Annotated in this window: 24 protein-coding genes and 2 tRNA genes; 19 read left to right on the top strand and 7 right to left on the bottom strand. The window is 64.5% G+C overall.

Features of this window, described 5'->3' with window-relative positions; genetic code table 11:
* Positions 1-27 precede the first annotated feature (27 nt).
* Together RVU70_RS17095 and RVU70_RS17090 are read right to left on the bottom strand one after the other, a co-directional pair.
* The gene (locus RVU70_RS17095) at positions 28-498 is read right to left on the bottom strand and encodes a hypothetical protein (protein ID WP_363348450.1); all 471 of its coding nucleotides are present in this window, start codon (positions 496-498) and stop codon (positions 28-30) included.
* Positions 499-543: 45 nt separating this feature from the next.
* Entirely contained in the window at positions 544-1,098 is a 555-nt protein-coding gene (locus RVU70_RS17090; RefSeq protein WP_363348448.1) for a hypothetical protein, read from the bottom strand.
* A gap of 243 nt (positions 1,099-1,341) precedes the next feature.
* Between RVU70_RS17090 and RVU70_RS17085 the strand changes: the two genes are divergently transcribed.
* Entirely contained in the window at positions 1,342-1,587 is a 246-nt protein-coding gene (locus RVU70_RS17085) for a hypothetical protein (protein ID WP_363348446.1), read from the top strand.
* A 269-nt stretch (positions 1,588-1,856) separates the two neighbouring features.
* Here the strand turns inward: RVU70_RS17085 and RVU70_RS17080 are convergent, their stop codons facing one another.
* Complete coding sequence (locus RVU70_RS17080; protein ID WP_363348444.1) at positions 1,857-3,308, bottom strand: aspartate aminotransferase family protein; 1,452 nt, start codon at positions 3,306-3,308, stop codon at positions 1,857-1,859.
* A 418-nt stretch (positions 3,309-3,726) separates the two neighbouring features.
* Between RVU70_RS17080 and RVU70_RS17075 the strand changes: the two genes are divergently transcribed.
* The 4 genes from RVU70_RS17075 (at position 3,727) to RVU70_RS17060 (ending at position 7,392) form a co-directional block, all read left to right on the top strand.
* Positions 3,727-4,338: a cold-shock protein gene (locus tag RVU70_RS17075; protein WP_363348442.1), complete on the top strand. Its 612-nt coding sequence runs from the start codon at positions 3,727-3,729 to the stop codon at positions 4,336-4,338.
* 55 nt (positions 4,339-4,393) lie between these two features.
* On the top strand, positions 4,394-4,876 hold the full coding sequence (locus tag RVU70_RS17070; protein WP_363348440.1) for a DUF192 domain-containing protein: 483 nt from the start codon (positions 4,394-4,396) through the stop codon (positions 4,874-4,876).
* Positions 4,877-4,943: 67 nt separating this feature from the next.
* Positions 4,944-5,020: transfer RNA gene (locus tag RVU70_RS17065), tRNA-Pro, on the top strand.
* A 296-nt stretch (positions 5,021-5,316) separates the two neighbouring features.
* Positions 5,317-7,392, top strand: a complete 2,076-nt coding sequence (locus RVU70_RS17060) for an acyltransferase family protein (protein WP_363348438.1) — start codon at positions 5,317-5,319, stop codon at positions 7,390-7,392.
* Between the two features lie 15 nt (positions 7,393-7,407).
* Here the strand turns inward: RVU70_RS17060 and RVU70_RS17055 are convergent, their stop codons facing one another.
* Positions 7,408-8,526, bottom strand: coding sequence for an acyltransferase (locus tag RVU70_RS17055; RefSeq protein WP_363348436.1), 1,119 nt, complete (start codon positions 8,524-8,526; stop codon positions 7,408-7,410).
* A 74-nt stretch (positions 8,527-8,600) separates the two neighbouring features.
* Positions 8,601-8,732, bottom strand: a complete 132-nt coding sequence (locus RVU70_RS17050; protein ID WP_363348434.1) for a hypothetical protein — start codon at positions 8,730-8,732, stop codon at positions 8,601-8,603.
* Between the two features lie 121 nt (positions 8,733-8,853).
* Between RVU70_RS17050 and RVU70_RS17045 the strand changes: the two genes are divergently transcribed.
* The 10 genes from RVU70_RS17045 (at position 8,854) to RVU70_RS17000 (ending at position 16,017) form a co-directional block, all read left to right on the top strand.
* On the top strand, positions 8,854-9,669 hold the full coding sequence (locus RVU70_RS17045; protein ID WP_363348432.1) for a WxcM-like domain-containing protein: 816 nt from the start codon (positions 8,854-8,856) through the stop codon (positions 9,667-9,669).
* Positions 9,666-10,769: a DegT/DnrJ/EryC1/StrS family aminotransferase gene (locus RVU70_RS17040; RefSeq protein ID WP_363348430.1), complete on the top strand. Its 1,104-nt coding sequence runs from the start codon at positions 9,666-9,668 to the stop codon at positions 10,767-10,769. The genes RVU70_RS17045 and RVU70_RS17040 overlap by 4 nt, the downstream gene beginning before the upstream one ends.
* Positions 10,770-10,789: 20 nt before the next feature.
* On the top strand, positions 10,790-11,785 hold the full coding sequence (locus tag RVU70_RS17035; RefSeq protein ID WP_363348428.1) for a glycosyltransferase family A protein: 996 nt from the start codon (positions 10,790-10,792) through the stop codon (positions 11,783-11,785).
* A gap of 19 nt (positions 11,786-11,804) precedes the next feature.
* The gene (locus RVU70_RS17030) at positions 11,805-12,263 is read left to right on the top strand and encodes an acyltransferase (protein WP_363348426.1); all 459 of its coding nucleotides are present in this window, start codon (positions 11,805-11,807) and stop codon (positions 12,261-12,263) included.
* A 259-nt stretch (positions 12,264-12,522) separates the two neighbouring features.
* A complete protein-coding gene (locus RVU70_RS17025; RefSeq protein ID WP_363348424.1) occupies positions 12,523-12,834 on the top strand; it encodes an ETC complex I subunit in 312 nt (103 codons plus the stop codon).
* Between the two features lie 13 nt (positions 12,835-12,847).
* Positions 12,848-12,924, top strand: a tRNA-Arg gene (locus RVU70_RS17020).
* A 110-nt stretch (positions 12,925-13,034) separates the two neighbouring features.
* On the top strand, positions 13,035-13,787 hold the full coding sequence (locus RVU70_RS17015; RefSeq protein WP_363348421.1) for a DUF2865 domain-containing protein: 753 nt from the start codon (positions 13,035-13,037) through the stop codon (positions 13,785-13,787).
* A gap of 105 nt (positions 13,788-13,892) precedes the next feature.
* Entirely contained in the window at positions 13,893-14,537 is a 645-nt protein-coding gene (locus RVU70_RS17010) for a DUF47 domain-containing protein (RefSeq protein WP_363348419.1), read from the top strand.
* 11 nt (positions 14,538-14,548) lie between these two features.
* Positions 14,549-15,547 carry an inorganic phosphate transporter gene (locus tag RVU70_RS17005; protein ID WP_363348416.1) on the top strand — a complete coding sequence of 333 codons (999 nt, stop codon included), beginning with the start codon at positions 14,549-14,551 and terminating at the stop codon, positions 15,545-15,547.
* Complete coding sequence (locus tag RVU70_RS17000) at positions 15,544-16,017, top strand: NUDIX hydrolase (RefSeq protein ID WP_363348414.1); 474 nt, start codon at positions 15,544-15,546, stop codon at positions 16,015-16,017. The genes RVU70_RS17005 and RVU70_RS17000 overlap by 4 nt, the downstream gene beginning before the upstream one ends.
* A 22-nt stretch (positions 16,018-16,039) precedes the next feature.
* Here the strand turns inward: RVU70_RS17000 and metC are convergent, their stop codons facing one another.
* A complete protein-coding gene (gene metC, locus RVU70_RS16995) occupies positions 16,040-17,242 on the bottom strand; it encodes a cystathionine beta-lyase (protein ID WP_363348412.1) in 1,203 nt (400 codons plus the stop codon).
* 209 nt (positions 17,243-17,451) lie between these two features.
* On the opposite strand from metC, the gene RVU70_RS16990 reads away from it, so the two are divergent.
* Both RVU70_RS16990 and RVU70_RS16985 read left to right on the top strand, forming a co-directional pair.
* Entirely contained in the window at positions 17,452-17,604 is a 153-nt protein-coding gene (locus tag RVU70_RS16990) for a hypothetical protein (protein WP_363348410.1), read from the top strand.
* A gap of 178 nt (positions 17,605-17,782) precedes the next feature.
* Positions 17,783-18,814 (top strand): amino acid ABC transporter substrate-binding protein, encoded by a 1,032-nt coding sequence (locus RVU70_RS16985; protein WP_363348408.1) that lies wholly within the window; start codon positions 17,783-17,785, stop codon positions 18,812-18,814.
* 21 nt (positions 18,815-18,835) lie between these two features.
* Here the strand turns inward: RVU70_RS16985 and RVU70_RS16980 are convergent, their stop codons facing one another.
* On the bottom strand, positions 18,836-19,360 hold the full coding sequence (locus RVU70_RS16980; RefSeq protein WP_363348406.1) for a DUF2478 domain-containing protein: 525 nt from the start codon (positions 19,358-19,360) through the stop codon (positions 18,836-18,838).
* A 135-nt stretch (positions 19,361-19,495) separates the two neighbouring features.
* Here RVU70_RS16980 and RVU70_RS16975 point away from each other — a divergent pair, with 135 nt between their 5' ends.
* The gene (locus tag RVU70_RS16975; protein WP_363348404.1) at positions 19,496-20,209 is read left to right on the top strand and encodes a VWA domain-containing protein; all 714 of its coding nucleotides are present in this window, start codon (positions 19,496-19,498) and stop codon (positions 20,207-20,209) included.
* A 3-nt stretch (positions 20,210-20,212) separates the two neighbouring features.
* Positions 20,213-20,923, top strand: coding sequence for a DnaJ domain-containing protein (locus RVU70_RS16970; RefSeq protein ID WP_363348402.1), 711 nt, complete (start codon positions 20,213-20,215; stop codon positions 20,921-20,923).
* Positions 20,924-20,946: the final 23 nt, after the last annotated feature.

Below are 20,946 nucleotides of genomic sequence, written 5' to 3'. Positions count from 1 at the left end.
GGCGGCCTCGAGGGCCGCCGCATTTTTTTAGTAAAGCACGCATTGGCAGCGCTGCCGCAGCCCGCGATAGGGCGAGTAGCCGGCGTTGTAATAGCCGCCATACGCCGGGGTCGGCGCGTAATAGCCGCGCGCGTAGGGGCGATAGACGGGGTAGGGCGCGTAGCGGCGCCCATAGGGCGCGGGATAGCCGCCGCTGACATAGACGTCGGCGGCGCTATAGGCGGCGCGGCGATAGGGTCCGCCGCCATAGCCGCCGGCCGGATATTGATAGCCGCCATAGTAATAGCCCTGATCGTAGCCGACCGCGCCGGCCGCGACGCCGACTCCTACCCCGACGCTGGCCCCAAGTCCCCCATAGCTCTGCCCGTAGCCGCCATAGGCATAGCCGGGCGCGGGCGCATAGCCGCCGCCGAAGAAGGGCTGCTCAAAATCCTGCGCTTGCGCCGCCGCGCCCGCCGCGACGAGACCAATGACGACCGCAACCATCATCGGTTTCACACTTATTCTTGCACGCATACGATTCACTCCTGGTTGTCTCGCAATTCAGTGACGGCTGTCGCGGCGCGCGCCGGCGCGCATCCCGTGCCGATAATCGGGGAGATGGATGACGTGTGGGTTAGGCCGCTCGACTCCGGCCGCTTCGCCGGCGATCTTTCTGAACGAATATCCGTCGCCGTCTTCCGACGCGCGCGCCGGCGTCAGACGGCTGTAGCCGTCATCGCCGTAGAACACGCCGCCGCCGCCATAGAAGCCGCCGTCGCGACGGCGGTTGTCGAAATGGTTATAGGTGAAGACATTGGCGGAGCCGCCGCCGCCCACGTAGCCGCCGCCGTACTCGCCGCCGTAATAACCCCCGCCCACGAAAGGGGCGGCGTGGGTATAGCCGCGCCAGTTGCCGCCATTCCAGCCTGCGGCGCCAACCGGCCCCTGACCGGGCGCATAAGCGCCAGGGCCGACGCCGGGAAGCGCCGATGGCGGCGGCGGCCCGCCGCCGCCGTGACCGCCTTCGCCAACGCCGCCTGCCTGCGCCAGGCCGAGCCCCGGCGGCGTCAATGCGCAGGCCAGTGCGAGCGCGCAGAGTCCCAATTTAAAACACATGACCGACGCCCTTCCTGTCGGATCGAACCGAACTGGGACGCTTTGCGTCGAAACGGTCCGAAAGACGCGCGCGCGGCGCGCGCCGACAGGGAAGGGGGCAAGCTTCGTTCCCCGCGGGGAGGCGGTTAGCGGATGGCTAATCCGCTCGAGTTGCGAAAATGCATCGAGAGGCCTGCGAATCTGTTACGTTCAGGTTGGGTTGCACGCCGCACCGGCCGAGGCGCCTCGTTTGAAGGAAGCAGGATGAAAAAGGTTCTGATCATCACGGCGCTCGCCGCTTCGTCCGTTTTCGCCGCCATGCCCGACGCGGGCGCCGTGGTTTGCGCGCGCGGCGTCTATCGCGCCGGCTGCGCGGGGCCGAACGGCGCGGTCGGCGTGCGGCGGGGCTTCTACGGTCCCGCATATGGCGGAGCTGTCTATCGCGGCCCCTACGGCGGCGGAGCTGTCGTGCGCGGCCCCTATGGCGGCGCCGTTTATCGCCGTTGGTGACGCGAGGGCCGCTTCAGTTATCACACGCAATGCTGCGCGGTCGCTTGTATCGGGGGTAGGGGCTCCCCTGGAGGCGGATCCGGAGCCGCTTGCGCGTTGAACTTTTCCAGCGCCCGCCTCAAGAGCGTGTCTCCCGGTGTGCTCGTACAATGCCCCGGGAAACACTGGCGAACCCGTTGCGACAGGCTTTGCGGAACGGCGTAACCATCACCGCCAACTTACGTTGGCCCCGTTCAGACTTGCGGTTGCGCGTGAAGCCGCGCCGGCAATCACCGCGAAACGCGCGCCTTGATCGCATGTTCGGCGAGCGTCTTGCCGAGCGACCACACTGCCGAAGGAGCATTGTGCGCCTCGGCGATGACGGCGTCGAAGGAGGATTCGATCCAGTCGCAATCCGCGTCCGTAAGCGTCAACGGCGGCAGCAGCTTGATCGTGTGATTGCCGTGGCCGGCGACCTGGGTGAGCACTTTGTGGTCGCGGAACAGCGGAATGGAGATGAGCTGGCAGAACAGGCCCGAATTCACCGTCTCGAGCAGGTTCCACGCGGCCTTGAGCTTGAAGGATTTCGGCGGCCCGAACTCCACGCCGATCATCAGCCCCTTGCCGCGCGCATCGCAGACGAGCTCATAGCGTTCGGCCATCTTCCTGAAGGAGGCAAGCAGGCGCGCGCCTTTCTCGGCGGAATTCTCGACCACGCGTTCATTCGCGAGGACCTCGAGAGTCGCCACGCCCGCCGCCATGGCCAGATCGTTCTTGCTGAACGTCGATCCATGGACCACGGCGCGATCCATGCGGTCGAAGACCTTGTCGAAGACCCATTTGCGGGTGATCACCGCCCCGACCGGCACATGGCCGCCCGACAAGGCCTTGGCGATGACGATCATGTCCGGCTCGACGCCGGGATAATGGTCGATCGCGAAAAATTGGCCAGTGCGGCCGAGTCCGGTCTGGATTTCGTCGGCGACGAAGAGCGTGCCGTATTTGCGGCAGAGCGCCTGCACGCCGGCGAGGTAAGAGTCGGAGGGAATGTTCACGCCCTTGCCCTGAATGGGCTCGACGAAGAAGGCGGCGATATCGCGTCCGGCGAGCGCGCGCTCGAGCGCCGGCAGATCGTCGAACGGAATTTCCTGCGCGTTGGGCAAAAGCGGCCCGAAGCCCTTTTTGAAAATATCGTCGCCGTTCATCGACAGCGAGCCATAGGTGAGGCCGTGGAACGAATGCGCGCAATGCAGAATCCCGGGACGGCCTGTCGCCGCGCGGGCGAATTTGATCGCCGCTTCAACCGATTCTGCGCCGGAATTGGCGAAGAAAACCTTGTCCAGATAGGGCGCGCGCGCGACGAGCTTCTCAGCCAGAACGCCGGCGAGAGTCGAGACGTCGAGCTGCACCAGATTGGCGAATTCGCCGTCGAGAACGCTGATCAGCGCCTCCCGCACGGCAGGATGGTTGCGCCCGAGCGCGAAGACGCCCCAGCCGCTGAGCAGATCGAGGTAGCGGTCGCCCTTGCGATCCCATAAATAAGCGCCGAGGCCGCGCGTAAAGCCGACGTCATAGCCGATCGTCTTGAGAACGCGCACCCACATTTCGTTGAGATATTTGGAATGGAGCGCGAAACGCTCGTCCTCCCGGGCCGCGACGAGCGCCGCGAGATCATAAGGAGAGGCGCCGTGCGCGCCCTTCTCGGCGGAAGCGCTCGACGGCGCGGTCGACAGGTCGGTCATGCGACGGCTCCAGGTGAGACGGGAAAAAACGGGCGCCGGCGGTTCAATGGCCCTCGTACGCCTGTGTTTCGATTGCGCGCTCCGCGCAATTTGTCAAATTCGACGGGCGGGGCGGCTGTGGCCAATTCACGCACCGGATACGGATTTTTTCGGGCCGGCGCCTACGGTCGAGCCTGCCGCCGCAGCTTCGCGCCTGGATACGGGCGCAAAACCGTTTTGGTTTGAATCTGTTGCGGCCATCTCGCGGGAAAGCGAGCTATAACAAGGGTGTGCTCGCAGCACGTGTATCCACAGCGATTCGCGCTTTGTTAAAAAATCTCTGGTTGGATGGCGGGCTGTCGATGTTATCTTGCCCCCAGTGATTCATTTGGCACGCAGAGATTCGAGTTTGTGATTGCTCGCCGTCTGCGCCGGTCGAATGCTCTGGATCAGCACTGGGGGAGTTGGTCGGTTGGGAGCGAAGGTAACATTTGAGGACGAGTTGGGCGCTGCGCCCGCCGCCGAAGGCGAAGAGGGCCTCGAGTTAGTCGAGGTCGCAGGCCGAATAAAATGGTTCGATGTCGCCAAGGGCTACGGCTTCGTCGTTCCGGACGATGGTTCGCCGGACATCCTCTTGCATGTGACCATTCTCCGTCGCAGCGGGTTGCAGACCGCTTTCGAAGGCGCGCGCGTCGTGTGCGAGGCGCAGAAGCGCGCCAAGGGCATGCAGGTGTTCCGCGTCCTGGCGATGGACGAGTCGACGGCCGTGCATCCGGCGCAGTCCTGTGCGGGACGCACCCATGTGCAGGTCAAGCCGACGAGCGGCTATGAAATTGCTATTGTGAAGTGGTTCAACCGCGTGAAGGGCTTCGGCTTCCTTACCCGCGGGGAGGGGACGGAGGACATCTTCCTGCACATGGAGACGGTGCGCCGCTTCGGCATGACCGAGCTGAAGCCTGGCGACAGCCTCCTCGTCCGCTACGGCGACGGCCCCAAGGGGCTCATGGCCGCCGAGGTTCGTCCGCTCGAGGCGAAAAGCCCCTCTCATTGACCTTGTGGCCCTTCGGCGGCTTTATACGCACGTTGACAGCAGCCGGAGAACCGTAATGAGACTTTGGCGTTTCGCCGCCACGGGACGCGCCGCATCGATTTTCGCAGGCCTATGGGTGGCGTTCTCCCTCTTCTTCGCAGCGGCGGGCGCGAGCGCCGAGACGGCCCTGCAGCGGTTGGAGTTCGTGACGGAGAGCGGACCGCATATCTTCAAAGTGGAACTGGCGGATTCGCCCGACGAGCGGGCCAAGGGCCTGATGTTCCGCCGCGCCATGCCGGACGACCAGGGCATGCTCTTCGATTTCCACACCGAGACGCCCATCATGATGTGGATGAAGAACACTTATATTCCGCTCGACATGGTGTTCGTTTCGAAAAAGGGGGTCGTCATGAAAATAGCGGCCGACGCGACGCCCATGTCCGAGGAAGTCATTTATGGCGGCGAGGCTTACGCCGTGATCGAACTCAACGCCGGCGCCGCCAAGAAGATCGGCCTGAAGCCCGGCGACGCCGTTCGGCACCCGGCGTTCAGGAATTGAAGCCGCCTTGTGAGGAAAACCGCCGCATGATAGGCGACGGGTCTGGGACGATTGGCACCAAGTCCGGCGGGGTATAGCGCAGCCTGGTAGCGCGGAAGTTTTGGGTACTTCAGGTCGCAGGTTCGAATCCTGCTGCCCCGACCATCCTTCATCACTGACGCCGGCGTCACTCGGACGGCCGGATCTGTGCGGCTCCCCGCGGCGTGCGGGGGCGATGGCGCCGCCGCGCCCGCCGCCCGTCCTCGCCTCCCGAAAAGCTGAAACTATACTTTAAGTCCGGCCCGTATTTTTGACACATCCTGGGCCGTAATTTATTTCAACGCAGATTTGTTCAAGGATAGCTGCAGCTTAGCCATTCAGCCAAGCGCCCGCTGCCCTCGTCTAGCAAAATAATATCGAGCAGGCGTCCGCAGTTCTGCTTCGAAACAGGCGGAATTTACTTGGGAACGATTACCCGATCCTCGGCGGCATACCGCATTCGTCCGATCGCCCGCCCGGCCTCCCTCGCCTCAGGCCAGCGCATCGGCGCCGCCGAGAAGCCAGGTTCACATCCACTGGCCTACCGACCGGAAATCGACGGCCTCCGCGCGCTGGCTGTCGTGCCCGTCATTCTGTTTCACGCTGGCTTCGACGTCGTCAAAGGAGGCTTCGTCGGCGTCGACGTCTTCTTTGTGATCAGCGGCTATCTGATCACCTCGATCATCATGACGGAATGGCTTGCGGGCCGCTTTTCGATCGTGAATTTTTACGAACGGCGCGTTCGCCGCATCATCCCGGCCTTGCTGTTCATGCTGGCGGCTACCCTGCCGGCGGCCTGGATTCTGCTGACCCCGCAGGAAATGACGGCCTTTTCGAAAAGCCTCATCTCCGTCTGCCTGTTCAGCTCGAACATCTTCTTCAGCGAGACGAGCGGCTATTTCGACTCCGCCTCGGAGCTGAAACCGCTGCTTCATACCTGGAGTCTGGCGGTCGAAGAGCAGTTCTATCTGTTCTTTCCGTTTCTTCTGACCCTGGCCTTGCCCAAGGGCGCGAGGCGAGCGGCTTACATGCTCATCGCCCTCGCCGTCGCCAGTCTGCTCTTGGCCGATTGGGCGTTGGCGAGATATCCCTCGGCCGCCTTTTACCTGCTGCCGACCCGAGCATGGGAATTGTTCATTGGGTCGCTTGCCGCTTTTTATCTGAGCGAACCGCGACCCCGCCCGAAAATCCTCGAGGAGCTTTTCGGCCTGTCCGGCCTGATGATGATCCTTTACGGCGTCTTTGCTTATGGCAGGCAAACGCCGTTTCCGGGCTTCTATGCGCTCACGCCGACGATCGGGGCGGCGCTCATCATCGTCTTCGCGAGGAGCCACACGCTCGTCGGCAAACTTCTCGGCGCGCGCGGCTTCGTTGCGGTCGGCCTCGTGAGCTATAGCGCTTACCTCTGGCATCAGCCTCTGCTCGCCTTCGCCCGCAATATCCATTTCGGGGGCCTGACGACGGTCTCGGCCGCCGCCGTCGTCCTCGCGACTTTTCCTATCGCCTACTTCTCTTGGCGCTTCGTCGAACGGCCGTTCCGGACGCGCGGCTTTCTCAATCGTCCGCAAGTCTTCTCCGCGAGTTTTTCCGCGGGCCTGCTTCTCCTGGCTTTCGGCGTCTCGGGCGTGCTCCACAAGGGCTTTGACGCGAGATATGACGAAGCCCGCAGAGAATTGCTGAGGCATTTCGACAATAGCCCGCCCGACTGGAGCTATTTCTCGGCCGAGAAAATTCCGGCGGAGTTCCGCCTGCAGTGCGATTTCTATGATTTCGAGTCCCACCGAGCCGGGCTCATCACCACGGCCCCGAAAAACGCCATTTCCGACGAATGCTTTGAACGGGATCATAAGTTTGCAAAGGCCGTTTTCATTTGGGGCGACAGCCACGCGCAGCAGCTCCATCCGGGCCTGAAGCGGGCGCTGCCGGACGACTGGCAGATCCTCCAGGTCGCGAGTTCGGGATGTACGCCGGGGCTCGCCTCAGCGGGGAGCGCCAGCCAATACTGTCAGCAGTCGAACTGGTTCGCTTTGGGTCAGATTGCGCGATCGAAGCCCGACGTCGTCGTCGTCGCCCATAATGGCGTGCACCCGCCGGAAACCATGTTCGACCTGGCGGATCATCTAAAAAAGATTGGCGCCAAAAAGGTTGTGTTCGTGGGTTCGGTCCCGCATTGGAAGCATCCGCTGCCTGTCGTCGTGGCGACAAGACTGTGGCCGCAAACGCCGAGATTCAGCTCGCTCGAATCCGACGATAAATTCATCCTCTATGACCGATATCTCAAAGAGAAGCTGTCCGGGGCGCCCTTCCAATATGTGAGCGCGATCGACGTGTTTTGTCGCGACGGCGGCTGCCTGACATATGTGGGAAACGACCGGACGGCAGGGCTCACCGCGGCGGATGACGCGCATCTGACCGTCGCCGCGTCAGAATATCTCGCAAGACAGTCTCTCGCCGCGGCGGTTGTCGCCGATCAGCCCACCCGACACGCGGGAAAATGACGCGCTCACGCGAGCCTAAACGGCCGGTCGGCCATGGACGGCTGCAAATCGATCCTTCAATTTCAGAAACGGCCGTTCGAAGCCCATATAGCTTGCCGCCGCCATCGCGAATGTCGCGGCGAACGCCACCGCCGTGAGCGCAACGCAAGCCGCCGCGCTTGCCGTTGACGGATCGACGCCAAAGCGCTCCAAAAGGTTGCCCGCCAGATAAATCCCAAAAACGTGGAAGACATACAGGCCGAAGCTGATCGTGCCTGCAAAGGTCGCCCAGCGCAGGCTCAAGACGCGGCCGAGAGGACGCCACGAATGCGCCAGCGCCACCAACGCCCCGCACATGATCGCCGCCGCCGGGAATACGAGAATCTGGCTCGTGGCAGATTGCTCCATGAGCGGGAGCGCAAAAAACCCCGACGCCGCTCCGAGGCCCGCGGCAAGGGCGTAAAGGGGCGGGATATGCTTGACGAAAATCGAGAGCAGCATCCCGAGAAGCACCGAGTCCGGGCGCAGGAAGGGCAACACCCACGCCGGCAGATAGCCAACGCCGGAGAGAACCGCGGCTATCCGCAGCAACGTGCACAAGCCCCACACGATCGCCGCGCCAATCAAGAAGCGACGGGTCCCGTATTTTTGATAGGCCAGGAAAGCGAAGGGAATAACCAGATAGATCTGGAACTCGAAACTCAGCGTCCACAATTGGGGGCTGAAGGGAATGGGGGAGTAGCCGTCGAAGGCCGTGACAAGGTTGTCCGCCCCCGCCATTAATCCGACCAGACGAAAGATTGCGTCTTTCGTATAGGCGCCTGTCCAGATGATCATGGCGGCGGGGAAGGCGACCATGAGCGGGTAAATCCGCAGGAAGCGACGAAGATAAAAACGCTTCACATCGATAAAGCCGGCCTTGCGGACCTCGGCCTCGAACAAGTGAAAAAACAGAAAGGCCGAGATGACGAAAAACAGCTCGACGCCCACCCATCCCCGTCTCTGGAAAGCCTCCATGCCCAGAAAAGCCATTGAGACGGGAAGATGGTGGATAAAGACGGCGAGGAAAGCCAAGAGCCTCAGGCCATCCAAAGACGAAATATACAGCAGCCCCGTTTCGTTGGTTTGGGGAGCCGCGCGCAGTCTCTCGAGCATTATACGCAAGCGCCTGTAGAGAACCTTGAACCATTCGCAGAGAAGGCGCTTTCCGCCGATTTGCAAGCTTGATGTTAGCGCATCGCCGCCGCGGGAGCCACCGGGCGTTCCGGCGTCATCCTGAGCTTATCCATGCCGGGGAGCGTGAACGTAACATTATTGGAGAGCTTGACTTTGACGAGGATGCTATCGTTACGCTTCGACAAATCCTCCCGCCGCCGTAAAGACAGCGGGACGAAATCACGACTGTGAGGAACGATGGGTTCTGAGGGAACCGCAGTTCACGCCACTTCGCGCGTCGGCTCAGGCGTTCGCCTGGGGCGGAACGTGCAGATCGGCCCCTTTTCCTTTCTCGACGGCGACATGTCGGTCGGCGAGGGCGCGCGTCTTTGCGGCGGCGTCGTCTTTGACGGCGGGCTGAGGATCGGCGCCCATTGCCATATCGAGCCGGGCGTCACGTTGACTCGCGGCGCGAAGACCTCCAGCGGCGCGGCGCCGGTGGTGATCGAGGACAGGGTCTATATTGGCGCCGGCAGCGTCCTGTCGGAAGGCGTGCGGATCGGGATGGGCGCCCGGATCGCGGCGGGGACCGTCGTCACGCGCGACGTTCCGCCTTACGCCCTCGTCAGCGGCAATCCGGCCGTGATCGAGGGCTACGTCCAATCCGAAGCGCAGGGGCCGATTCCGGAATTGGGCGCAAGTCCCCAAAGGACGGTCGGCGCGCATCGCTGCTCCGTTGCGGGCGTCGCGATCTACAATCTGCGCCGTCACGAAGATCTGCGCGGGGCCTTGTGCGCGGGGGAGTTCCCGCGCGACATCCCTTTCCAGCCCAAGCGTTATTTCCTTGTCTTCGACGTGCCGTCGTCCGAGACGCGCGGCGAGCACGCCCATCGCGTCTGCGAGCAATATCTGACCTGCGTCAACGGATCGATCGCCGTCGTCGTCGACGACGGCCGGCAGAGAGAGGAAATCACGCTGGACCATCCGACGCAGGGCCTTTACATCCCCCCCGGCGTGTGGGGCATTCAATATAAGTTTTCCTCCGACGCGGTGCTGCTCGTCTTTGCCTCGCACGAATACGACCCCGCCGATTACATTCGTAATTATTCAGAGTTTCTTGCAGAGCGGGGCGTGAGCCGGTGATACCATTCCTCGACGTCAAGGCGGCCTATACGGAACTCAAGGGCGAGATCGACCAAGCGATCGCCCGCGTCCTCGACTCGGGCCATTACATTCTGGGCGAGGAAGTCGCAGCGTTCGAAGCTGAATTCGCAGCCTATGCCGGCGCGGCGCATTGCGTTGGCGTGGGCAACGGGCTCGACGCGTTGACGCTCGCCTTCAAGGCTCTGGACATTGGCCCGGGCGACGAGGTCATCGTTCCGTCCAACACCTATATCGCCACCTGGCTCGCGGTCTCCTCATCCGGCGCAACGCCTGTGCCCGTCGAGCCGGACCCCGTCACCCATTGCCTCGATCCGGATCGTGTGGCGGCCTCGGTCACGGCGCGCACCCGCGCGCTTTGCCCGGTGCATCTTTACGGACATCCCGCGAACCTTCCCCAGCTAAAGGAAATTTGCGCCCGCTACGGCCTCAAGATGGTCGAGGACGCCGCGCAGGCCCATGGCGCGCGGATTGGCGAACGACGGATTGGCGGCGACGGCGATGTCGTCGCCTGGAGTTTCTATCCCGGCAAAAACCTGGGCGCGCTCGGCGACGGCGGCGCGGTGACGACCAATGACGCCGACGTCGCGAAACGGATCGCGATGCTGCGCAATTATGGGTCCTCGGTCAAATATGTGAACCTCGAGAAGGGTATGAACAGCCGCCTCGACCCGCTTCAGGCGGCCATCCTGCGGGTCAAGCTTCCCTATCTCGACGCGTGGAACGGCCGCCGCCAGGAGATCGCCCAGCGTTACGAGGCGGGCCTCGCGGGTCTGCCGATCGGCCTGCCCTCGAGCGCGCCGGGCATGACTCACGCCTGGCATCTTTATGTCGTCACCTCGCCGAAGCGCGACCTCTTGCAGGAACGGCTCGCGACAAGCGGCGTAGGGACGCTCGTGCATTACCCCATTCCGCCGTTTCGGCAGCAAGCCTATGGCGAGATGGCTCCCCTTGCGCAGAAATGGCCGGTCGCCGACCGCCTTGCAAAGGAAGCGCTAAGTCTGCCCATGGGACCGCATCTGAGCTTCGACGATGTCGACCGGGTCATCGTCGCACTGCGCGCGGCCGTCGCGGAAAGCTGAAGAAGGGCGCCAGAGCACAGATGAAATCCGTCTCCATTCTCATCCCGGCCTACAAGCCGTCGCATTTCCGCATGTGCCTGACGAGCGCCATCGCCCAGAGCTGGGAGAACAGGGAGATCATCGTTTCGGACGATTGCCCGACCGACGCCATTCAAAACATCGTCTCGGAGTTCAGCGCGCATGTGACCTATCTGCGCAATCCGAAACCGGGCTGCTGGGGGATCAACAATCTGCAGCATCTCATGTCGGTCGCGCAGGGCGATTACATCAAGTTCCTCTTCGACGACGATATTCTGCACCCGTTTTGCACCCAGTATCTCGTGGAGGCGCTGGAGGCGGCGTCCGACAGGAACGCGACGCTCGCCTTTTCGCCCCGCCGAACCATCGATAATGAAAATCACCCCATCGAGCTCATCAACCCCTTCGGGATCGCGTCGACGACGGTCATCGACGGTCGCGACATCCTCCGGCAAATGGCGCGGACTCTGCTGAACCAGATCGGAGAGTTCACCACCGTGCTGTTCAGGAAGCAGGATCTCGTCGAGCCGGACGGAAGCGTCGCCTTCATGACAATCGACGGGACGCTGTGTCCCGGCCTCGCCGACGTCGCCGTCTTCGCCCATCTCTGCGCGAAGGGGAATGCCGTCGTTACGCCCGATACGCTGTCTTATTTCCGCGTCCATCCCGCCTCGAACAGCAATCCGGACAAGAACGGCAACTGGCCCAATCTGATCACCGATTGGCGCCTGGTCATCGACCTCGCCGCCAGGAAGGGCGTCATCGACGCCGCCGAACTCTACGCCGCCTACGCGCATCTCGTTGGCCACATAAAAGCCTGGCGTCACGCCTATCCGGAATTCGGCGCGGCCTTCGATCGGGCTCTGACGGATATTGCCGTCGCGGCCCCGACGCTTGCGATCAGCCCGAAGGCGCAAAGCGCATTGGCGGCCGCGGCCCGCGGCTCGGAGGCGCAACGCAAGGGCTTCCTGTCGAGATTGCGCGACATCGTCCCCTGACGTTTTAGAGCGTGCCCGCATGTTCATCCATCCCTTGTCCGATTGTCAGTCCGTCTCGATCGGCCCCGGCAGCCGAATCTGGCAGTTCTGCGTCATCCTTCCGGGCGCGCGCATTGGGGCCGGCTGCAACGTCAACGCCCACTGCTTCGTCGAGAACGACGTGGTGATCGGCGACAATGTGACGGTAAAAAGCGGCGTCTATCTCTGGGACGGCGTGCGGCTCGAGGACAATGTCTTCGTCGGCCCGAACGTCACCTTCACCAATGACATGTTCCCGCGCTCCAAGGCCTATCCCGAGAAATTCGCCCGGACGATCGTCCGGCGCGGCGCCTCGATCGGCGCTGGCGCGACCATATTGCCGGGCGTGGAGATTGGCGAAGAGGCGATGGTCGGCGCCGGAACCGTCGTTTCCAGCAATGTGCCGCCGCGGGCGGTCGTCGTCGGCAATCCGATGCGCATTTTGCGTTACCTGGATTGACGCTTTAGCTCGGACGGCGCGGGGCGGGGCGCCTTTTGACTTCATCGGCGGTCGCCCCCTAGAGTCCGTGAGAGGCCGCCGATGTCCGGCTCCCTGCGGCAGGTCACGTTGGCGCCGTAAGGCGGGCGCATGATGCGCGAACGAAAATCCGGTTGAAAAATCTCCTCGGCTGATTACGAAGGAGGCGAGAGTTTTCGCCTTTGACGGGGCAATGACCGAAGCGGCGTCGGCCGCTCCTTCGGGGAAACAAGAGGTTGAAATGACGGCTCGCATCTATCGTCAGTCGCCGAGCGTGACCCAGTCCGGTCCGGGACCGGAGAAGCCCTGGCGTCTCGTGTTCGACCCCGAACTGCCGCGCTCCATCGAACCGCTGATGGGCTGGACCAGCTCGGGGGACATGAAACAGCAGATCCGCTTGCGTTTCGCCACCAAGGAGGAGGCGGTGGCCTACGCCGAGCGCGCGGGCCTTCCCTATCGGGTCGAGGAGCCCAAGCCCGACAACGCGTCCCGCCGCACCGCGTCTTACGCGGACAATTTCAAGACGACCCGCATCGGTTTGTGGACGCATTGAGAGACGCCCTCCTGGCCCCGTAGCTCAGCCGGATAGAGCAACCGCCTTCTAAGCGGTAGGTCGCAGGTTCGAATCCTGCCGGGGTCGCCAGCGTGATTCGCGCCGTCGCCGCCGCCGTGGGCGAGGGCGGAGAACAGGGACGGCGCGCCTATCCGCGAAGGATCGACGCCTGCGGTCCAGATTGGAAGGGAAGGGCGAGGATGCAGCTTCGTGTCGCGGTCTCCATCGTCGCCTTGGGGCTTGCGCTTGTCCTGGCTCCCGCGCCGGGCGAAGCGCAGGGACTGCTCGAATTCCTTTTCGGACCCGCTCCGACGCCGCAGCAGGCTGCGCCGGCGCCGGCGCCTCGCCGCGCCAGGGTGCAGGGGACGGTCGGCTTCGCCAAGCGGGAGGGGGCGCCGGCCGGCTCGGGCTTTGCATCCGATCCGAGGGCCGGCGGCTTTTGCGTGCGAACCTGCGACGGCTACTTTTTTCCGCTGATCAAATCGACCCGCGCGACGCGCCAGCAGTCGTGCGAACTCGCCTGTCCCTCGGCCGAGATGGACGTTTACGACGGCTCGACGATCGAGAGCGCGCGCAACCGCAAGGGACAGCGCTATTCGGCGATGCCGCGCGCCTTCGCCTTCCGCGACCGCGCGTCGGGCGCCTGCGCCTGCAACGACCCCAGAACCTCCGAGGCCTATTTCGAACGAACGGCGAAGGACGATCCGACTCTGCAGAACGGCGACATTCTCGTGGAGACGGACGGCGCCCTCGTCTACAGCGGCTCGAAACTCGTGCCGCTCAGCGCCGCCGCCATGTCGTCCAATGCGCGCGATCGGCTGCGCGCCATGCTCCGCCGCAACCCGGCGGCGACGCCCGCCCTCACTGGGACCATCGCGCCGGCGCCGCCCGCGCTCGAGGTCAGCAAGGACGATCCGACGGGGAGCACGGCCCCGCAGCAGGCGACGCCCTAAAATTCCGGCTTTACAGAGAGCCGGGGCGCGGCTATCCCGCCAGGGCCTTTCATGACAGTTTTGTGACGGGCGAATTCACGAGCCCCAGTCGGGCGGAGGGCGCAAATGCTGTCTTGGTTTCAGGCGCTGATGCCGCGCGAAGAAGGTTTCTTCGACCTCTTCGAACGACATGCGGAGACCCTCGTCGCGGGGGCCGGGGCGCTGCGCCAGTTGCTCGACGGCGGGAACGGCTATCTGGGCTGCTGCCAGGAAATCCGCCGGCAGGAACACGCCGCCGACGACATCACCCGCGAGGTGCTGCTCGCCGTCCGCCGCACCTTCATCACGCCTTTCGACCGCAGCGACATTCGCGACCTCATCGTGGCGATGGACGACACCATCGACCAGATGCACCAGACGGCGAAAGCCACGCAGCTCTACGAATTCCACGAATTCGACGCCTCGATGCGGCGCATCGGCGACATCATTGTCCAATCGGCCGAAATGACGCGGGACGCGCTGCCGCTGCTGCGCGCGATGCGTCAGAACGCCGCCAAGCTCAACGCCTTCAGCGAGGAGATCACCCGCATCGAGGACGAAGCCGACGCCCTGCACGACCAGGGGCTCAAGGAGCTGTTTCGCCTGCATCGCACGAGCGATCCCATGGCGTTTGTCGTCGGCTCGGAGATTTATGGCCACCTCGAAAAGGTGGTCGACGGGTTTGAGGATGTCGCCAATCGGGTGACCGGCATCGTCATCGAGCACAGCTGAGGAGACGAGGCGTGGCCGAGCTCCCGCTCTCCCTCTTCGCGCTCATCGGCGTCGCGCTGGCTTTCGACTTTCTCAACGGCTTGCACGACGCCGCCAATTCCATCGCCACCATCGTCTCGACGCGCGTGCTGCGGCCGCACTACGCCGTGTTCTGGGCGGCGTTTTTCAACTTCGTGGCGTTTCTGTTCTTCGGCCTCCATGTTGCGCAGACGGTCGGGGCCGGCATCATCTCGCCGCAGATCGTCGACGATAAGGTGATCTTCGGCGCGCTGATGGGAGCCATCTCCTGGAACCTCATCACCTGGGCCCTCGGCATCCCCTCGTCGAGCTCGCATGCGCTGGTCGGCGGCCTCGTCGGCGCGGGCGTCGCCAAGACCGGAACGAGCGCCATCGTCTGGAGCGGCCTCATCAAGACCGGCTCGGCCATTGTGCTTTCGCCGGCGCTCGGCTTCGTGCTGGCGCTGCTGCTGATCCTCGCCGTCTCGTGGATTTTCGTGCGCAGCTCGCCGCTTGCGGTGGATACGCTGTTTCGCTCCCTGCAATTTCTTTCTGCTTCGCTTTACTCGCTCGGGCACGGCGGCAATGATGCCCAGAAGACGATGGGCGTCATCGCCGTGCTGCTTTATTCGCACGGCGTCTATGGCGGCGAGTTCCATGTCCCGTTCTGGGTGGTCCTGACGTGCCAGGCGGCGATGGGGCTGGGCACGCTCTTCGGCGGCTGGCGGATCGTGCACACCATGGGCTCCAAGATCACCCGGCTGACTCCAATGCAAGGCTTCTGCGCCGAGACTGGCGGCGCGATCACCCTATTTCTCGCCACGGGTCTCGGCATTCCGGTGTCGACGACGCACACCATCACCGGCGCGATCGTCGGCGTCGGCGCGGCGCGGCGGGTCTCGGCGGTCAGGTGGAGCGTCGCCAAGGATATCGTCGTGGCCTGGATCGTAACCATGCCGATGTCGGCTTTCATCGCCGCGGCTTTCTACACCGGCGCGAGATTCTTTGGATGAAGCAGGCGAAGAAGGCGCCGAAAGCAAAGAAAAAGAGCGACCGGCCTTTAACGCCCCGTCTCCAATACGCAGCCCTGCCGTGGCGCGTGACGGAGGAGCATGGCGTCGAAATCCTCCTCGCCACCTCGCGCGACACGAAACGCTGGGTCATTCCCAAAGGCTGGCCGATGAAGGGCCGCAAGCCCCATATCGTCGCCGCCATCGAGGCGCAGCAGGAGGCGGGCCTTCACGGCAAGGTCGAGAAATCCAAGCTCGGCGAGTTCGAATATGAAAAGCGGATGAAAGGCGGCGGCTTCGTCGACTGCCGCGTCGAAGTCTACGCGCTGCGGGTGGAGGCCCAGCGCAAGAAATGGCCCGAAAAAGGCCAGCGGGTGACCTATTGGTTTCCCTATGCGGTCGCGGCCGAGCAGGTGGACGAACCAGACTTGCGCGACCTCATGCTGGCCTTCGGGAAGTCGGCGAAACGATAGCGGGGCGATTGACTCCCGCGCTTCACTCCGCAGGCCCCGACAGGCAGTCTCGCAGGCGCGCGAACCCTGCCTCCAGGTCTTCCTTGAGATCCGCGACATCCTCGAGGCCGATCGAGAAGCGCAGCGCCGGGCCTTCGGGCGCCCAGCGCGTCGCGGTCCGATACGGGGCGCAGTCGAAGGGGAGGACGAGGCTCTCGTAGCCGCCCCAGGAGAAGCCGATCCCGAACAGCTCGAGCGCGTCGACGAAGGCCTCGGCCGCCTGCTTTGGCGTCGGCTTCAAAATGATCGAAAAGACCCCCGAGGAGCCGGAAAAGTCCCGCTTCCACAGCGCGTGGCCGGGATGGCTCGGCAAGGCCGGATGCAGCACCCGCGCGACTTCCGGGCGCGCTTCGAGCCATTGCGCGACGTCGAAGGCGGCGCGCCCCTGTTCCTTGAGCCGCAGCGCCATGGTCCGCATGCCGCGCAAGGCGAGGGAGGCGTCGTCAGGGCTCGCGCCCATGGCGAAGAGATTGAACGTGTGACGCAGCCGCTTCGCCCATTTGGCGTTGGCGGAGACGAGGCCGAGAAGAATGTCTGAATGGCCGGAGAGATATTTGGTGCCGGCTTCAATCGCGAGGTCGCAGCCGCGCTCATGGGGCGGGAAGAGGAGAGGCGTCGCCCAGGTGTTGTCGATGATGACGCAGACGCCGCGCGCGCGCGCCGCCGCGGCGATGGCGGGGACGTCCTGAATCTCCATGCTTTGGGACCCCGGCGACTCCATGAGCACCGCCGTGGTCTCCTCCCGGATCAAGCCGGCGACGTCGGAGCCGATCGTCGGATCGTAATATTCCGTCGTCACGCCAAAGCGCGCGAGGAAGCCGTCGCAGAACGCGCGAGTCGGCGAATAGGCCGAATCGGTCACGAGCAGATGCGCGCCGGCCTTGGTCGCGGTGAGCAAAGCGAGCGCGATAGCGGCGAGCCCCGAAGGGACGAGCGCCGTATCGGCCGCTCCAGCGATCTCGCTCCACGCCTCTTCGAGCGCGCGGGTGGTGGGCGTGCCCTTGGTTCCGTACGTGTAAGGCTGGCGTAATCCTTCCAGATCCGCGACGGTCGGGAACAGCACCGTCGAGCCGCGGTAGACGGGCGGATTGACGAAACCGAAATGCTCGAAAGGGGCGCGGCCCGCTTGCGTCAGCAGCGTCGCCATTCGCCTTTTTCTCGATTTGCCGCTTTCGTCGCTCGCCATTGTCTTCCGTCCACGCGCCGCCTGCGCAAAAACTAATCCAGAGGCGCTTCGAATACGAGCGCGGCGACACGCGTTATCCCCGACCGGCGGCTTGGTCCGGCTGCGTCGGCGGCGCCTGCGCCAGGAGCCGGGAGCTGCGCAAGTGGTTGATTTTCGTCGAAAGCGTCCCAATTTCACAAGCAGGGTTCGGATAATGAAGGACGAAGGCCATGCCGACCGGAACGCAGAAAACCATCCCCCCTGACGCCCTGATCGCCGCGCTATTTTTGCCGCTTCTCTTTCTTGTGCTTTTTTACCTTCACCTGAATGATTACACCCCAGCCGGGGTCCTCGGCAGCTTCGCCCAATTCGCCGGTCTCTAGACGCTAAACCGCGAGGCTAACCACGCGGGTCGTCGCGAGAATGCGCCGCCCGCGGCGGTCCGGGCGGTCGGCCGCTGTTTTGCGAGGCCGGAAAGCCCTTGCCATCCAATGGCCGGAGTTGTGAGATTTGACGCGCACGCCCCTTTGGTTTTCGAGCGCCAGCAAGCCGAGCCCGTCGATGATCGCCCGACGCTTCCTTCTCGCGGTCGCCCTGCCGATCATGCTTGCGCTCGCGGGGCAGGGCGCCACCGCGCAGACGGACCTGGGGCCGACTCTCACGCAAGTGCTGCGGCGGGGCTATCTCTCCTGCGGCGTCACGGAGACGGCGGGCTTCGCCCAGCCCGACGCAGGGGGCGTCTGGCGCGGCTTCGACGTCGATCTCTGCCGCGCCGTTGCGGCGGCGATTTTCGACGACCCGGCCAAGGTGCGCTTTCTCGGCCTCGGCGCGAAAGACCGCGTCTCCTCCTTGCAGTCTGGCTGGGTGGACCTGCTCGCCAGCGCCGCGCCCTGGACGCAGTCGCGCGACGCTCAGCGCATCGTCTATGCGGGCGTCTCTTTCTACGACGGGCAAGGCTTCCTGGTCCGCCGTCAACGCAGCTTCGCCTCGGCGCAGGATCTGGCCGACGTCGCGGTCTGCGTTCAGCAGGGCACGTCGCACGAACTGGAGCTCACCGATTTCTTCCGCGCCCGCAAGACGCCCTACGCCCCAAAGCTTTTCCCGACATTCGAGGAGGCCGCCGCGGGCTACGCGAAGAGCCAATGCGATGCGCTCACGGCCGACGTTTCGACTCTCTACGCGGTTCGGGCGAAGCTAGCCGATCCTGAGGAGCACGACGTTCTTCCCGACCTTCTGACCAAGGCGCCGCACAGCCCCATCGTGCGGCAAGGGGACGACCAGTGGCTGGCGGTCGTGCGCTGGGCGCTGTTCGCGATGATCGACGCCGAAGAGCTGCGGGTCTCCATGGCCAATGTCGACGCCGCGTTGAAATCGGAAGACCCGCGCATCCGCTATCTGCTGGGCGTCGAGGGCGATCGCGGCGCGGGCCTCGGCCTTTCCGGCGACTGGCCCTATCGCATCATCAAGCACGTCGGCAATTACGCGGACGTTTTCGAGCGCAATCTCGGCCAAGCCTCGCCGCTCGGCATGGAGCGGCGCGTGAACGCGCTTTGGACCAAGGGCGGGCTGATGTATGCGCCGGCGGTGAGATAGGCCGGCGAGAGACCTCTAGCTTCAGATCCTCACCCGCGCCCACCACTCTGTGAGGGCCTCGCGGGAGGGCGCCACGTCTTCGGCGAGCGGGCCGGCGAAGCGCCGCCATTCCTCGCGGAAATGCGGCGAGACCGCCGCAATGACGGGAATCCGCGCCGTCATCGCCGCCCGGAAGGCGTCGCAAAGGCCGCCGCGCTCGGCTTCCTGCTTGGAGAATTTGCTGACGACGATCAGATCGGCGCCGGCGCGCGCCGCGCGCTCGACGGCGGCGCAGGCCAGCGCCAGCTCGCCGGCGTCGAGATTGCAAGCGACCGACCCTGGCCCAAGGTCCTGCGAGATCACAAACTCGGCTTCGGACGCGACGTCGCGCAGGAAGATGCGCGACCGGCCCGAGGCGTCCGCGCCGCGCATCTGGGTCACGCCGCCGACGCGCAGGCCGGTCTCGGCCATCTCGAGGGCGAAACGCCGCATCAGTGACTGCACCATTTCGCTCTCTTGGGCGGGGAGGGCGGCGATTGGGGTGGGAGGCAGGCGGTCGCGTTCCATCAGGACCCCTTTTCTTTGGCGTTTCAGCGCCGCAGGCCCCGGGGGAGGCCTTTGGGGGGCGCCGCGCCGGCACTTGTTTTGTATCGGACGAAACCGATTTTATAGTATCGTTACGAATAAGCGACGTGAACATCCGTGGCCGATGACCACAAACAGGCGCCAGCGACGCGTCCGGCAGGCAAGGACAGCGCCATAGACGCCTTCCTCGACAAAGCGCGCGGAGTCTCCGAGCCGAGCGCCCGGGGACGGCTGATCTTCGCGCTCGACGCCACGATGAGCCGCCAGCCGACCTGGGATGTGGCGCAATCCATTCAGGGCGAAATGTTTCGGACGACCGCCCGGCAGGGCGGCCTCGACGTGCAGCTCGTCTATTTCCGCGGCTTCAGCGAGTGCCGCGCCTCCCGCTTCGTCTCGCAGGGCGACGGGCTCGGCGCGCTCATGGCGCGCATTTCCTGCCAGGCGGGCAAGACGCAGATCGGCCGCGTCCTGAGCCACGCCCTGGACGAGACGCGCGCACGGCGGGTGGGCGCGCTCGTCTATGTCGGCGACGCCATGGAGGAGAACCTCGACCATCTCGCCGCTCTTGCGGGGGAGCTCGGGCTCCTGGGGCTCAAGACCTTCCTGTTTCAGGAGGGCGACGATCCGACGGTCAAGGCCGCCTTTCGCGAGATAGCGCGCCTGACCGGCGGCGCTTACGCCGCCTTTGATCTTTCCGCGCCGCGGCGGCTCGCGGAACTGCTCGGGGCCGCCGCCGCTTATGCCGTAGGGGGCCTGCCGGAACTCGAAAAACGCGCGGGGCGGGGCGAAGCCGCCGCGCAGCTGCTGCTGTCGCAGATGGGGTCACGATAAGCCATGCCTGTCCTCTTGGGAATTTTCGCGCTTGCACTGGGGCTTTATGCGCTCAATGCCTACACGCGGGTCTCCCCCGCGTTTCTCGCGCGGCTGATCAGGCGGGGCGGCGGGTTTTTCCTGATGGCGGTCGGCGGGCTGCTTCTGGCGCGCGGGCGCCTCGACTTCGGCCTTGGCCTCGCCGCCGCCGGACTGTGGCTGATGGGGCTCGGATCGCGCGCCGGCATGCGCAATGTCGGCGCGGGCGGGGGTGGCGTCTCGCGCGTCCGCTCGGCCATGATCGAGATGGAGCTCGATCACGCCACCGGCGCGATCCGCGGCATGATTCTCGCCGGCAAGGACGAGGGCAAGCGGCTCGACGCCTTGACCCGGCCGGCGCTGCTCGAGCTCTACAACATCTGCCTGCGCGACGACCCGGACGGCGCGCGCCTGCTAGAGGCGTATATGGACCGCCGCTTTACCGGATGGCGTGCGGCAGGCGATCCGCACCGTGACGCGGGGAGCGGCGGCGAAACGCGCGCGCGTCGCTCGGGCACGATTACCGAGGATGAAGCCTACGAAATCCTCGGGCTGAAAAAGGGCGCGGCGGCCGCCGACATCGCGCGGGCCCACCGCGATCTGATGAAGAAGCTTCATCCAGACCTTGGCGGGACGACGGATCTGGCTGCGCGGGTAAATGAAGCTAAGGACGTCCTGATGCGGCGCCACCATTAGGCGGCGGCGCGCGGGTTCGTCAT

This window comes from Methylocystis echinoides (assembly GCF_040687965.1).
Classification (GTDB): Bacteria; Pseudomonadota; Alphaproteobacteria; order Rhizobiales; family Beijerinckiaceae; genus Methylocystis; species Methylocystis echinoides_A.
The sequence above is the reverse complement of the archived record's forward strand: the minus strand, read 5'-3'. Positions and strand labels throughout refer to the sequence as shown.